Genomic DNA, 14355 nt, shown 5'->3' with positions numbered 1-14355 from the left:
GGGCTGGCATGGGCTGACCCCACCCGGCGGCTGCGGCGGCTCGGGCGGCCAGCCGCCCGGCCCGGTCCCGCCTGCCGGGGCCGCCGGCCTGCAACACGCGGCGCAGGCGCTGGATGTGATTGAAACCGTGACCATCCACGACCCTATCGCGCTGACCTTTGCCACCGGCGACGGCGGCATGGGCGGCGTGACGCGCCCGGAATGGTTCTGGACCGCGCCGCCGGCCGACCCCAACGCACCACCGAGCCCGCCCCCGCCCCCCGGCTGCGACGTGCCCCAGCACCCCAGCGCGCCCGGCGGCCTGTTGCAGCCCTTCGTCAACGTGAGCATCGACATCGACGGGCCGCTGGACCGCTTCGCCAAGGCGCTCACCAACCCGATTGCGCTGCAGCCGGTCAGCAGCACGTTCACCTTGGCGCCGGGCAGCGGCGAAAGCAAGCTGTTCGGCTTCCAGGCCAAGAGCTATGACGAAATGTTCCGCTCGCCGAAGTTCCAGCAGCTCACGGCCGACCAATTGTTCGGCGCCAAGATCACCATCACCGTGATCCAGCAAAAAGCCGGCGAGCTGCTGCGCACGCGCGACGTTTTCACCTACTACCAGTACCGCTGGGTCGATGTGATCGATGCCGACAAATCGCAGAACAAAACCGGCAAGACGGCGGCCTTCATCAAGACCTTGAACGATGGTGCCGGCAACTTCGTGCGCACCAAGGAAGTCCAGGTGCATTTGCCGGCGACCGTGAGCACCGATTTCAGCACCGTGAAACCGTTTTTTGTTGACGGCGCCACCTCGGACGAGTCCACGGTGACTTGGAAGTTCGACCCCGAGGTCGCCAACCTGTTTTTGCGCGAACTGGTGATCAAGGTCAACGACCCAAAACTGCCGCTGGCTGGCCAAGTGGGCTTGCTGGACGCGACCGGTGCCAGCCGCTCCAGGCCGCTTTTCAGCGTCGACCAGGCAGGCTACCGGGCCGAACTCAAACGCTTGCTGCTGTCATTGAAAACGGCGTTCCAAATCAGCGCCGACGGCACGGCGGTGAATCCGCAGGTCGTCTATGCGTTCAAAGGCCATGAGGGTGTGATCACGCCCGCGCCGACCAACGGCGGTGGGTCGATCTTTGTCCTCGCCGCGGGTGCCAGGTTGAATATTGACTACATCCCCGTGTCGGCGCAATTCAAGGCCGAGTATGCGGGCTTCATGCCGGCCGACCGTAAGCCTGGCCCCGACGGCATTGCCGGCTCGACGGACGACGACTTCGACGCCGCGCAGCTCGCTGCGCTGGATACGCGGCTGAGCAATGAGTCCAGCTTGCTGCTGACCGAGGTCCGAGCCAACTTCACGCCCGCCGTGGGCGATGCGATCACCTTCCAGGCCTCCAATGCCGGGGCCGACGTGAGCACCTCGTGGGGCGACCAGATCGACCCGGCCGACGGCAGCCAGGTGTTCGGGCTGTCGAACAAGGCCGACTATTCGATTGCCGACATGCGGAATGACATCGGCACCCAAGGGCGTGTCGATCCGGCCACCGGCAACCGCTTCACCAAACCGATTTCCGATTCTGCGCAGATCTGGGCCTTGTCGGAGTTCCTGAACATCTCGCTGTCGGGCACCACCAAGATGGCGGTGGGTCTGTCGACCCGGCACACCAATCCCAATGTCAAACTAACGCAACTGGTTGCCGACTCGCTCAGCCATGAATTCGGCCACCACCTGGGCCTGAACGAAGGCTATCTGTCGGGTTTTCGGGATGCACGCGATATCGGCGGCACAGCCGGAATTCGCGCCAACGCCGACGCCACGCCCTATGGCGACATCATGAATGCTGGCGGCGATGCTGACGGCAATCAATGCTTCAAATACCCGATCACAAATTTGCTCAAATCGGCCGTGGGCATCGCCCCCGATGGCGGTGCGGCCATGCTGGACACCTTGAAGTTCTGGCGCGATCACTTCAATCTTCAGAACGACCGCCACCCCGGTCATCTCGGCGACAAAAATGGCTATCGCGATGTTGAAGCGGTGCCGCTGACGACGCCCGAGATCACGCTCAGCACCGGTGCCATCGATTATTTCGGTCTGAGCTTGGATACCCTGCCATTCGACTCCGTGGCGGCCGACAGCAGCGCCGACACGCACAGCGAGGTGGCGATTCAGATCGTCAACGGCGGCGTGGCGCCGCTGCTGATCAATGCGCTGCAGCTCGGCGGTGGCAAGGGCTTTGCGCTCATCAATCCGCCGCCGGCCGGCACGTCGATAGCGCCCAAAGACCAGATCAGTGTGAACTTGCGTTTCGACCCGACGAAAGAAGGCGACGCGCAAGACAGTCTGACGATTGACTCCAACGCCGGCACCGTGCCGCACTTCGTGTTGAAGCTGCAAGGCACGGGCTTGCGCGTGGCGCCCACCGCCAGCGTCGCCTTGGGCAACAACAACCTGGGCGGCTTGCGGCCGGGTGCTCCCGCGGTGCAGCGCGACGAGATCTTCACGCTCACCAACACCGGCTTGCAGCCGCTCGTGATCTCGGGTGCGGTGCTGACCGAAGGCGCCGAGAGTTTTTCGCTGCTGGGCCTGCCGGCCGACTTGGCGATCCATCCGATCAGCTTGGCAACCGGTGAGCACCTGAGCTTTGGCGCGCGCTTCGCGCCCGACCATCTGGGCCTGCAACGCGGGTTGATCGAGCTGAGCGCCAACGACCCGCTGCAAACCAAACTGCGCCTGGGCGTGGTCGGCACCGGCCTGGCCGCGCTGCCCACGGTGCAGTGGGGCAAGAACTATTTCGCGCTGCAAAACCCCGAGCAGCCCGAGGTGCCGCCGCTGCGCGCGATCAGCGACGACAACGGTTACTTCAACTTCTTCTTGGCCGCGAGCACGCCCTACCACGTGGTCGGCTTCGACCCGGCCACCGGGCTGGTGGCGCACGGCTACGGCCGCACCGCGATTGGCGGCAAGGGCACCGACTTGACCTCGTCAATGGTGTTCCTGGCCAGCACCGAAAAGGACAGCGACTACGACGGCCTGCCCGACGATGTGGAATTAGCCATCGGCTCCAGTGCGATCCGTCGCGACAGCGACGCCGACGGCGTGGACGACTTCACCGAAGTCAAGCAAGGCGGCGATCCGCTGGGCGCCCTGCGCATTCCCATCGGCGTGGTGAGCAGCGCCGCGCTGCTGGGTACGGCCGAGGCCGTGACCGTGTTCGGCTCGATTGACGGCAAGGCGGCGCTGACGGCGCTGCTGGCCACCGGCACCTACGGCCTGGCCGTGGTCGATGTCTCGCAGTTCAGCACGTTGAAAATTCTGTCGCAACTGAAGCTGCCCGGCAACAACACCGATGTCGCGGTCGATGCAGCGCGCCGCCTGGCCGCCGTGGCCGGCAATGAGGCCGGGCTGCACATTGTTGACATTGCCATTCCCGCTGCGCCGCTGCGCGTGCAGACGGTGCCCTTTGGCAGCAGCGTCAACCGCGTCAAGCTCAGCGACGGCATCGCCTATGTCACGGCCGGCGCCAGCGTACACAGTGTGGACATCAACACCGGCGAGCTGGTCAGCAGCTTGGACTTGGCCGGCAGCACCTTGCTGGACATCGCCGTGTTCGGCAGCACCGCCTACACGGTCGATGCGGCCGGCGCGCTGCGCACCCTCAATATCGCCAACGCGAGCTTGGCGGCGCTGGGCGCGTTGACACTGCCGGCCGCAGGCGGCCAGCTCTTTGTCGGCAACAGCGTCGCCTATGTCGGCGCGGGCAATGGCGTGGTCGGCGGGGGCTTTTCCACTGTCGATGTCTCCAACCCCAGCCTGCCGGTGCTGCTGTCGGGCCCCGACAACACTGTCGTGGCGGGCAGCGCGATCGCGCTCAATGGCTCGGGCCTCGCGCTGGCGGTGGGCGGCAATGATTCGATCGTGGCGGCGTTTCGCTCGCTCGATGTATTCAGCACCGCCGATCCGGCCAACACCGGCAACTTGGTGACGCGCATCAACCTGCCGCAAATGCCCAAAGATCTGGCCCTGGCCGGCGGCCTGGCGTTTGTGGCCGATGGCAGCGGCGGGCTGCAAGTCGTCAACTACCTGGGCGCCGATGTGCAGGGCGTGGCGCCGCAAGCGGCCATCACGCTCGAAGCGGTCGATGTTGATGCCAGCCAGCCCGGCGTGCAGGTGCAGGAGGGCCGCGTCGTGCGCGTCCTGGGCAACATCAGCGACGATGTGCAGGTGCGCAGCGTCGAGCTGCTGGTGAATGGCCAGGTCGCTTCGGTGGCCGTGGCCTTCCCGTTCGAGTTCACGGCCCAGGCGCCGGCCATTGCACTGGCCGGCGAGCACCTGACGCTGCAAGTGCGCGCCGCCGACACCGGCGGCAACGTGAGCTTGTCCGAACAGCTCGCCCTGGACGTGGTGCCCGACACCTTGGCGCCGCAACTGCTCTCGGCCAGCGTCGATGAAGGCGCGCGGCGCTTCTTCGTGCGCTCGATCGACTTGCTGTTCGATGAACCGCTGGACCTGCAGCGCCTCACGCCCAGCGCGGCCACCCTGGTGCGCGCGGGCGCGGACGGAAGCTTCGGCACGCCCGACGATGAACCCGTGCCGTTGGGCCAGGACACGCGCAAGCACGGCCAGCTCATTTCGCTGCTGCTCTCCGGCTTGCTGGCGCCCGGCAGCTACGAGCTGCGCGTGGACGCGGCGCAAATCGCCGACCTGGCAGGCAATGTGCTGGCCGCGCCCATCGTGCGCCACTTCACCGTGCTGCCGGCCAACACGGTGCGCGCGCTCAGCGGCAGCGCCGCAATTGCAAACGTCCCGTCGGCCAACCCTGGCCAGCAGATCGGCGTGGTCGTGCCTTTTGATCCGGCCACGGCGCGCATGTCCTTCAAGACCGTCGATGCCGCCGGCACGGTCAGCAACCTGGTTGTGAATGTGTTTCGCACCGACGCTGCGGCCCGCATCGCCTTCTTCAATGTGCCGCTGAACGCGCTCACCGGCGACGCGGAGGTGTTCGAACAAGTCGGCAGCGTCATCACCCATTTCGACGACGGCACTTTCCCGCTGCAAATCGTGCCCACGGTGCGCGACGTGCAGGTGGTGTCGGTGGCGGCCGACGGCACGAGCGCCCAAGTGCTGGTCAGCGGCAGYGGCTTCGTTGAAGGCGCCAACACCGTGTACCGCTTTGGCGCCACCAGCGTGGTGGACACGAGCACCAGCGCCGGGCCTGACGTGCAAAGCGACGGCACGGCGCGCCTGACTGTGCCGCTGAGCGCCGCTGCGTTCGGCCCGGTCAGCGTCACGACGGCCGGGGGAAGCAGCGCGCCGTTCAGCGTCAACCTGACAGGTCTGGAGGCCAGCGCGTTATCGGGCACGCCGGCCGGCCCGGCGCTGGCTTCGGCCAACGCGGGCCAGGCCATCACCTTGGTCGGCCAGGGCTTGAACACCAACACCGATGTGCTGCTGCGCTTTACCGACATCAACGGCGCGCCCAGCGCAGTGCGGCTCAGCCCGGTGGCGGCCAGCCAGGACGGCAGCCGCGCGAGCCTCGTCGTGCCCGCGTTTGCCAATGGCGTGGTGGCGCTGCAGATCTTTGGATCTGCGAACCAGCCGCTGCTGCAAATCGTGCCCACACTCAGCGGCGCGGACATTCAAAGCCGCACAGTGCTGCTGGGCTCGGGTTTTGTTGAAGGCAATGCCAGCTACAGCTTTGCCGGCGCCACCGTCAGCGACAGCGCGCTTGATGCCGGCAACCACATCGACGTGTTCAATGACGGCGTGGATCAAAACCGCTTGGTCAATATCGACCGCACTGCCTTGCCTGCGCACGGCCTGGGCAATGTGAGCGTGACCACCGCGGCCGGCAGCAGCGCCGCGTTTGCGCTGAACACGCTGCGCGTGAACCTGCCGCCGGGTGCCGGCATCGGCGACGTGGCGGTGGACCCTGCCAGCGCCCAGCTGTGGGTCAGCGACCAAGCCAGCCCGGCGCATTTGCTGCGCCTGGACCCGGCCACCGGCCAGGTATTGCAAACCATCACGCTGACACCGGCCTTCGGTTCGATCAACCCGTTCAACAACATCGGCCTGCAGCAATTGGCCGCGCCGATGCTGCTGGGCAGCAGCAACGTGCCTGCGGGCAGCTTGCTGGTATTCAACGGCAACATCGGCGGGCCGGATCGCGTTGTGGCGGTCGATCCGGCCAGCGGTGCGGTCATCACGAGCCTCGCCTTGGACGCTCGCTATGGGCTCAATGGCGCGGTCTTCAACCCAGCCAATGGGCACATCTACCTGACCGAGACCGGCGGCCCGGGCAACCGCATCATCGAGCTGAGTTCGGCCAGCGGCGCGCAGCTGGCCGCCATCACGGCGCCCTTCAGCGTGCTCAACGCTGCCGGCCTGGCCATTGACCCGAGCAGCGGCCACCTGTGGCTGGGCACGGCCAACGGCGGCGCGCTGCTGGTCGAATACCGCATCGACGGCACCGGCCAGCTCAGCGAGTTGCGGCGCCTGGACGCGAGCGCACAAAACCTCAACCAGAACGAAGTCTCGGGTCTGTCCTTCGCGCCCGACGGCGCGCTGTGGGTCGCGTCCACTCAGGCCGAGCTGTACCGCATCGACATCCACGCAGCGGCAGCGCCCCCGGCGAGCTTGAGCCAGATCGTTGCCAGCGCGCGCGACGGCGTGCCGGCCAACGGCACCCAGGCCTCGGCCCACGTGGGCCAGGTGATCGAGCTGATCGGCGCCCACTTCACGGCCGCCACGCGCGTGCTGTTCAACACCCGCGGTAACGACGGCAGCACCGGCGTGGCGGTGCAGACGCCGCTGATCGTCAACGTCAGCGGCACGCGGTTGCAAGTGCTGGTGCCCGACACAGCCGCAAGCGGCGACGTCAAACTCGACAGCCAAGCCGGCGGCATCCGCCTGCAAATCGTGCCGACCCTGAGCGGCGTCGAGATCGGCCGCCCCGGCGCCGATGACTTGTTCAGGCTGCGCGGCTCGGGCTTCGTGGAAGGTGCTTTGACGGTGCGCATCGGCGGCATTGACTTGGTCGATGCCGACAGCGTGCTGTCGCCGCTGGACGTGACTGGCCCGCGCAATGACACCCTCGACGTGGTTGCACCGCGCACCTTGGACGGCCCGATCCGCATCACGACCGAAGGCGGCTCGGCCGAAATCGCCGTCGCCCCGATTGCGCCCCAGCCGATCGTCGGCTTCACCGCCATCACCGCCACAGCCAGCGCCGGCACCCCCGCCAACGCCAATGCGCCCTCGGCCGTGAATGGCCAGGCGATTGCGCTGCACGGCCAGGGCCTGGCCACCATCAACACCTTGGTGCAGTTCCAGGCGCGGGACGACAGCGGCACGCTGGGCACCGTGACCTTGAACGGCATTGCCAGCGCCGATGGCACGACCTTGACTGTGGGCGTGCCGGCGCTGGTGCGCAGCGGCCTGGTAACAATCCTGGGCAGCGGCGTGAGCCTGCCGCTGCAAATCGTGCCGGTGCTGCGCGGCATCGGCGGCCAGGTGGCGTCGGGCCAGGCGATCGTGCTCGAAGGCTCGGGCTTCAACGCGCCGGACCTGAGCGTCACGATAGACGGGCGCGCGGTGACGGGCTTCACCGTGCGCACCATCGTCGACGGCATCTTCGACTCGTCCGCCAGCAAGCAAGTGCAGCAGCTCTTGAGCCTGACCGTGCCGGCCGGCGTCGGTGCGGGCGTGGTCGTCGTGTCCAGCAGCGGGGGCAGCAGCAGCTTGAGCGCCGCCTCGCGCCACTTGACGGCCATCAATACCACAGCCGCCAGCGGCAGCGCGGCCCTGGCGGCACTGCCTTCGGCCAACACCGGGCAGAGCATCACGGTTGCGGGCAGCGGCCTGGTGGCCAATGACCGGCTGGTGTTCACGACCTTGAGCGATTTCGGCAACCTGTCCGAACTGACCGTCACCACCACGGTGAGCCTGACCAACCAGACGCTCACCGCCATCGTGCCCACCACCGCCCACACCGGCCACGTGCGGCTGGAGCGCGACACCAGCGGCCTGCTGCTGCAAATCGTGCCAACGGTGATCGACCTGCAGGTCGAATCGGCGTCGACAGACGGCAAGTCGGCATCGGTGCTGCTGGAAGGTACCGGCATACTGGAAGCGGCTGACACCGAGTACCGCTTCGGCACGCTCAAGCTGCTGGACCGCACCCGCACTGCCGGCCCCGAGAACCTGGGCCGCTTCACGCGCGTGGTGCTGCCGCTGAGCGACGCCGCCTTCGGCCCGATCAGCGTCAAGACCATCGGCGGCACGAGCACGCCCTTCAGTGTCAACGTGGCCAGCGTGAACGCGGTCGCCCCGACCGGCACACCGGCCGACCCGGTGCAGGCATCGGCCCATGCCGGGCAAGCCGTCAGCCTGAGCGGCCAGGGCTTGAGCACCACCACCGATGTGCTGCTGCGTTTCATCGACGGCAATGGCAGCCTTGGCATGGTGAAGCTCAGCCCATCGTCCGCCGCCGCCAACGGCAGCAGCGCCAACCTGACGCTGCCCACGCAATTGAACGGCGCCTTCGGCGTGCAGGTGTTCGGCTCGGCCAGCCAGCCCTTGCTGCAAATCGTGCCCACGCTCACCAGCGTGGACATTCAAAGCCGCATCATCTTGACGGGGACAGGTTTTGTTGAGGGCAACGCCAGCTATCAGTTTGCTGGCGCCAGCGCCAACGACACACCGCTCGACCCGAGCGTCCATATCGAGGTCACGAACAACACCAGCGCCAGCATCGACCGCGTCGCGCTGCCGTCGCACGGCCTGGGCCCGGTGAGCGTGAGCACGGCCGGCGGCAGCAGCGCGCCGCTGGCCCTGAACACGGTGCGCGTGAACGTGCCGATCGGCAACAGCAGCTTGGGCGATGTGGCTGTCGACCCGGTGAGCGGCCATTTGTGGGTTAGCGACCAGGCCAGCCCGGCGCATTTGCTGCGCATCGACCCGGCCACCGGCCAGACCGTGCAAACCCTGACTTTGAGCGCCGCCTTCGGCTCGATCATCGTCTTCAACAACATCGGCCTGCACGTGCTGACGGCCGCCATGACCCTGGGCAGCAGCACCGTGCCTGCGGGCAGCTTGCTGGTTTTCAACGGCAGCGTCAGCGGCAACGACCGCGTGCTTGCCGTCGATACCGGCAGCGGCGCGGTGATTGCGAGCCTGAATCTCGATGCGACCTACCGGCTCACCGGCGCCGCCTTCAACCCGGCCAATGGCCATATCTACCTGACCGAAAGCAATGGCCCGGCCAACCGCATCATCGAGCTGAGTGCGGCCAGCGGCGCGCAGTTGGCCGCAGTGACCGCGCCGTTTGGCGTGCAGACGGGCGCCGGCCTGGCCATCGCGCCTGCCACCGGCCACCTGTGGTTTGGCTCGGTCAGCAGCGGCGCGCTGCTGGTGGAGTTGCGCATCGACGGCACCAGCCAGCTCACTGAGCTACGGCGCCTTGACGCGAGCACGCAAAACCTCAACCAGAACGAAATATCGGGCCTGTCTTTCGCGGCTGACGGGGCGCTGTGGGTGGCCTCGACCCAAGGCGAGGTCTACCGCATCAACACTTGAAGCAAATCAACCCCCCATGAGAACAGTTTTCAAGATCAACAATGGCGGGGCGCCAGCGCCGCCTCGCAACGGCTGCAACACCGCCGTAAGCGGACGTTAGCGCTTCACTGTCGACCGGTTGAATCCGCCCTGCAAAGCTGACCTCTGGCTTGGACAGGGCGCTCACCGCTTCGACGCCCCCAGCGACTGGCGCTCAACATCAAATCAAGGCGAGAATGGCCCATTCCGATACTTCGTTGGAGACATATTCATGAAGACCTATGCGTCGCTAAAGGCTCAGATTGTCAAGTTGGAACGCGAGGCCGAGGAACTGCGGAAAGCGGAAGTGGCCGGCGTCATATCCAGAATCAAAGAAGCCATTTCCGCCTACGGATTGACGCATGAGGATCTGGGGCTCTCGCGAACCATCGGAAAACGGGCGGCCGTCAAGGGTCGACGCGAGGCCAAGATCACTGTCGGAGCGCCCAAGTACAGGGATCCGAAGTCTGGCAAGACATGGACTGGGCGAGGCAAGCCTCCGAATTGGATTGTTGGTGTGAAGAACCGCAACCGGTTCCTGATCGATGCTTCGGGATCTCCGTCGAGCGTCGAACCTTCCACCGAACCAACGAAACGCAAGCAACGCGTTTCTCGAAAGGCATCAACGCCAGCCGCTCAGTCCGCCGCAGTACAGATTGAGGGTGGCGTGGGCTCGCAGTAGAAGTGGCGACCTGGCACGCAGCGCGTCAAGCGCTCATCCGGAGCATTTGCCTTCGGTGCCGGCCAGTTCGCAGATCTGCACAGTGCAGTCGATCTCTACGCCGAGCGCGTGATTGGCCGCGACACGCGCTGAACGACGATGAGTGGGGTACTCGCGCCACGAGAAATCTGCGAGGTCCCACAGCTCCCTCAGGCTCAACCTGGGTTCAACCTCCAACGCCCTGTCCCAGAACTCCCGCCGCCACTGGCGTTGGTCAGCTTGGTGCGTGCTCAGGTGGTAGTTCTCAGCCCAGCCCTCAGGCGATTCACTTCGCTCCGCCTCGTAGGAGCGCGCGGCCACCTGTTGCAGATCGACCATCGTTGCCATCGGATCAAGCTTGCTCAGCTTCGTGAAAACGCGATCAACCCAGGCGGATCTCGAGATTGGACTGGACATGCGTGCCTCCGAATACATGTGCAAACGCAGCACAGGTTGGAAATACCCRTCGAGAGATCACTCTACTGCGGATCAGCTGCAGGGGGTGAGATTTTTGGACCGGKYCGTCCTCSYGAAAGCACTCTTGCACAGGCGCCCTCAACGAGATTCAATCGACSYTTYCTCGGCTGTTTGCGAGGTGAGTGAATGAGCGACGAAGTGAAGCCCAGCGAGACAGCMAGCTACCTGCAGGGTGAAGTGATCTGTGCGATGGCCATGATCGCTGCGCTCGTGAAGCTGTTGCCGGACAAGGATGCATTCCGTCGTGAGGCAGTCGCTGAGCTGGATCTGCTTCGTGATGCCTTCACGGAGAACCCCAACGCAGGGCCCCAGCTCAAGGCTGTTGGCATGACGAGGTTGTGGCTGATCGATCTGATGCAGTCGTTTCCTGTAGACAAGCCTCACTGACCTCCCGGAGGATTTGCTTTGCTGGGCCGGCACCCTGGAGGTGCCAGGCAGGGGAGGTCAGGCGGTTCATGCCCGTGTGGCGGCCGCTCACGCCTTGGGCGATTGCCAGGTTACCGGATCGAGCACCTCGATTTCAGCGATCAACTGCAGCTCACGCAGGTAGTCCCCTCGATTGCGGGCGAGCCAGCCGACGACCTTGGCGTTCTCCAAGAGCGATCGTATGTAGGCCTTCACCACGACAAGTTGCAGGCAGTTGGGGCCGTACGTCTCTTCCAGTCTCTTCGCGTTCGACTCAACCGTCGCCATCTCTCGCTGAAGACGCTGTCGGGCCTCCGACGGGGCGTTCGCCTGCCTATGAGCCTGGGCGTCTTCCGCCAGCAACTCAGCCGGGCTAGCGTGCAACATCACCAACGAGAACTTCACCGAGTAGTTTCGGAGATCGATCATCGCTTGTGCGACGTCAGTCTGCCGGGACGGCTTCATCTGCTGAAGCGCCTTGAATAACCCCCTGGTGGCCGGTTTGTCCGCAAGAAGTTGGACGGCTTCGAGACAGATTCCGTCGAGCATCCGAAGCCTGTCTCGTGTGGATTCGGCTGAGATGCCGAGCGCCTGAGACAGGCTCGCCATCGAAGCGCCTCCCTCTGCAGCTCGAACAATCAGTAGATGCTCTTGGACAGCTGAGAGCCGCTTGACCTGGCGGTTGTAAGTCAGGCCCTCACAGTCCGTCAGGATCCGGCACTGCGCACTATTGAGATCGGCCTCGCGTAGTGCCACCTTGCGAAGCCATCCGTCGAGAACCAAGTAGCCCCCGCCTTCGTACTGCGATCTAGGAACAACGACCAGTGGATCAAGCAGGCCAACCGCACGAATAGATCCGAGTATCTGCTGGTACTTTGCGCCGCTGAGAACCGACTGGGTCGGCACCTTGTTGCTATGAAGCTGATCAAGCTCAAGCTTCAAATATGTGGGGTTGAAGGCCAGTCTGGCAGACGTGTCGAGGGCGGTCATTGAACCATCTCCACATCGGACACACCCTCGAGGAGGAAGCGCGGCGCAGTACCCTTGCCCTCGCTCCTCAAGAGCGAGACGAACTCCGGATCCGCGAGTAGTTCCTTGAAGATCTTCTGAGCTGTCTTCAACGCAGCCTGCGCGCGGTCTGCCTTTCGCTGAAGCAAGCGATGCTCTTGCGTCTGCTGCTGATAAATCGCGACCAGTTCTTGATCCGGTGGATGATGGCCCCCGCGCGGGCCCGGTTCTTGATGGTGATTCCTCCGCTTGCCGCCTGGGCTACCGATCTGGCTTACCGAAGGTTCAATCCTCCGAGCCCTCTCGACCGCTTTCATTGGGGTTGCCTCGACAGAGGCGCTCGTGCCACGAGAGCGTACAGGGGGGCTAACGTCTTCGTGCGGTACACATCCAGGGCACGGCCATTTCTATCCATCCGCGGCAGTCTCGACGCAGGCATGTCCATCAATGGCAGCAGGTAGTAGTCCTGCACGCGGGCGTTGTCGAAGTCCATCCGGACGACGACCACGACGTCGGAGGGCACTGAAGGCATGTGAACTCGCCACTGGTAGTAGCCGTGCGCGTTGCCTCGGTTCGGCGCCACGACGATGTGCACGGTCAGTTCGCCGTTGACAGTGAGCCAGCTGGTCTCTGGGTCGAGAGTGCAAGAATTTCCGCTGGCAAGAAGACCGGCTTGTACTTCAGCCAGGAACTGTTGGCGCCGTTCCCTGAGTGAGCGATTGACCTGTTCGAACTCCCGATTCTGCTTCAGGTCGAAGCCGACCAGCTCATAGAGCTTGGTCAGGCTTCCAAAAATCCGGAGATACGAGGCGACGGACGGGACGTCTTTGCTCTTAGCAAGAATGTCCGCGGATAGGTGGCCATGCTGAACAAGCAGTTGCGCCGCGCCGCGCAGCATGTCATTCCTATCGAGCCGCTTCGCTGCATCACGGATCATCTGCTGGGCCTGCAGGAAGCGTCGCATCGGGATGATGGCCTCGTATGCACCCTCCTTGCGAATCCACAGTTCACGGGCGTTCTCCCTCACTGGCACTTTGAGCTTGCCCGACTTGCGGTTGTAGATGGCGGTGCCTGCGTAACGTTCGTTCGTCAGGACTGCGTGGACGGCTTCCATCCTCCAGGGGTGGCCACCAACCCAAGCAATCCCGCGCGCGTTAAGGAGCTCAGCGATCTCCGATCGTGTACGGCGCTTGTCGATGAACAGCTGAAAGACGAGTCGAACAGCCGCGACTTCGGCCACTTGGCCAGGCGCAAGTGAAACGCGGTGCGACTGAATGCCCTTGCGCTCGCCGAGTGCGAGTGTTCCTCTCACCCGGCCAGTCTCGTCGACCACAACACGGCGAAGCCCAAAGCACGCCACTCCACCTTGTGCGTAGCCCTGTTTGGCGATGTTGCAAGCGCCTGCAAACACCCGGACCGAGAGCTCTCTGCTGAACTCAGCCGCCATGCTGCGTTTGAGCCCGATGAGCACTGAGGATGAGATCGATCCGTCATTCGCAAACTGTTCTGCGCAGTAGATGACGCGGATGCCACGGCGCTTGCACGTCAGCTCGCAGGCTGCTGCTTCATCTGGGTCCTGGAATCTTCCCCATCGACTGACGTCGTAGACCAGGACGGCGTGGAATGGAATGAGAGGCTGCCCGACGTCCAGCAGCAGCCGCTGCATTGCCGTTCGCCCTTTCAACTCGAGACCGCTCTTGCCTAAGTCCGCGTATGTGCGAACCACCCGCATGCCGTTCCGCACCGCATATTCGGAAATCACGCGGGACTGGTTCTCGCGCGAGTATCGCTGGTGCTCGGTTGACATCCGAACATACTGAGCGACGGGCGTCAGGTCGTGCTCGCCACTGCCTTCTGAAGTGGCAGCGGGGGGGCGTTGATCGAGTTTCGCCATGTCCAGTCCCAGCACAAGAGAAGCTCAAGGACGGGATGGTGGAATTCCTGTGTGACAGCGCGATGAAGTGTGCAAATCCACGTCAGACTCGACCGGTCCGATGGAGAACATCGGGGCACGCTGTCAAACTTACCGTCCCACGGTCTGTGAAGTGGAGCACACGACCAGTTGCTGCCGGCAGGGTCGTCGCGGTCAGTGGCAGCTGTGCAGCGGGTGCTGCCGGTCGATGAGGATCATCAAGTGTCGGCTCTGACCTCTGCGATGAGGCTCAGCCTCGTTGCGAGGCCACTTGAC

Annotated in this window: 6 protein-coding genes and 1 pseudogene; 3 read left to right on the top strand and 4 right to left on the bottom strand. The window is 64.6% G+C overall.

The features are described 5' to 3' along the window. Positions 1-127: 127 nt before the first annotated feature. Both ACXJLU_RS23065 and ACXJLU_RS23060 read left to right on the top strand, forming a co-directional pair. The gene (locus ACXJLU_RS23065; protein WP_457334994.1) at positions 128-9559 is read left to right on the top strand and encodes a hypothetical protein; all 9432 of its coding nucleotides are present in this window, start codon (positions 128-130) and stop codon (positions 9557-9559) included. A gap of 250 nt (positions 9560-9809) precedes the next feature. After that, positions 9810-10124 (top strand): annotated as a pseudogene (locus ACXJLU_RS23060) (H-NS histone family protein); the annotation flags it as partial. A gap of 168 nt (positions 10125-10292) precedes the next feature. Here ACXJLU_RS23060 and ACXJLU_RS23055 read toward each other — a convergent pair. Beyond that, entirely contained in the window at positions 10293-10625 is a 333-nt protein-coding gene (locus tag ACXJLU_RS23055) for a hypothetical protein (RefSeq protein ID WP_457334992.1), read from the bottom strand. A 255-nt stretch (positions 10626-10880) separates the two neighbouring features. On the opposite strand from ACXJLU_RS23055, the gene ACXJLU_RS23050 reads away from it, so the two are divergent. After that, on the top strand, positions 10881-11141 hold the full coding sequence (locus ACXJLU_RS23050) for a hypothetical protein (protein WP_457334990.1): 261 nt from the start codon (positions 10881-10883) through the stop codon (positions 11139-11141). 87 nt (positions 11142-11228) lie between these two features. Here the strand turns inward: ACXJLU_RS23050 and ACXJLU_RS23045 are convergent, their stop codons facing one another. From ACXJLU_RS23045 to ACXJLU_RS23035, 3 genes are read right to left on the bottom strand one after another with little or no spacing between them, the layout of a single operon-like run. After that, a complete protein-coding gene (locus tag ACXJLU_RS23045) occupies positions 11229-12149 on the bottom strand; it encodes a plasmid partitioning protein RepB C-terminal domain-containing protein (RefSeq protein ID WP_457334988.1) in 921 nt (306 codons plus the stop codon). Then, on the bottom strand, positions 12146-12484 hold the full coding sequence (locus ACXJLU_RS23040; RefSeq protein ID WP_457334986.1) for a hypothetical protein: 339 nt from the start codon (positions 12482-12484) through the stop codon (positions 12146-12148). Before ACXJLU_RS23040 ends, ACXJLU_RS23045 begins: the two co-directional genes overlap by 4 nt. Further along, entirely contained in the window at positions 12481-14061 is a 1581-nt protein-coding gene (locus ACXJLU_RS23035) for a recombinase family protein (protein ID WP_457334984.1), read from the bottom strand. The genes ACXJLU_RS23040 and ACXJLU_RS23035 overlap by 4 nt, the downstream gene beginning before the upstream one ends. Positions 14062-14355: the final 294 nt, after the last annotated feature.

This window comes from Rhizobacter sp. P5_C2, assembly GCF_054049715.1.
Note: the sequence above shows the minus strand (reverse complement) of the source record. Positions and strands in the feature narration are given on the sequence as shown.

Bases quoted from the DNA above. Each gene is read 5' to 3' on its own strand.
- ACXJLU_RS23040 (WP_457334986.1), bottom strand. From the start codon at position 12,484: ATGAAAGCGGTCGAGAGGGCTCGGAGGATTGAACCTTCGGTAAGCCAG.
- ACXJLU_RS23035 (WP_457334984.1), bottom strand. From the start codon at position 14,061: ATGGCGAAACTCGATCAACGCCCCCCCGCTGCCACTTCAGAAGGCAGT.
- ACXJLU_RS23045 (WP_457334988.1), bottom strand. From the start codon at position 12,149: ATGACCGCCCTCGACACGTCTGCCAGACTGGCCTTCAACCCCACATAT.
- ACXJLU_RS23055 (WP_457334992.1), bottom strand. From the start codon at position 10,625: ATGGCAACGATGGTCGATCTGCAACAGGTGGCCGCGCGCTCCTACGAG.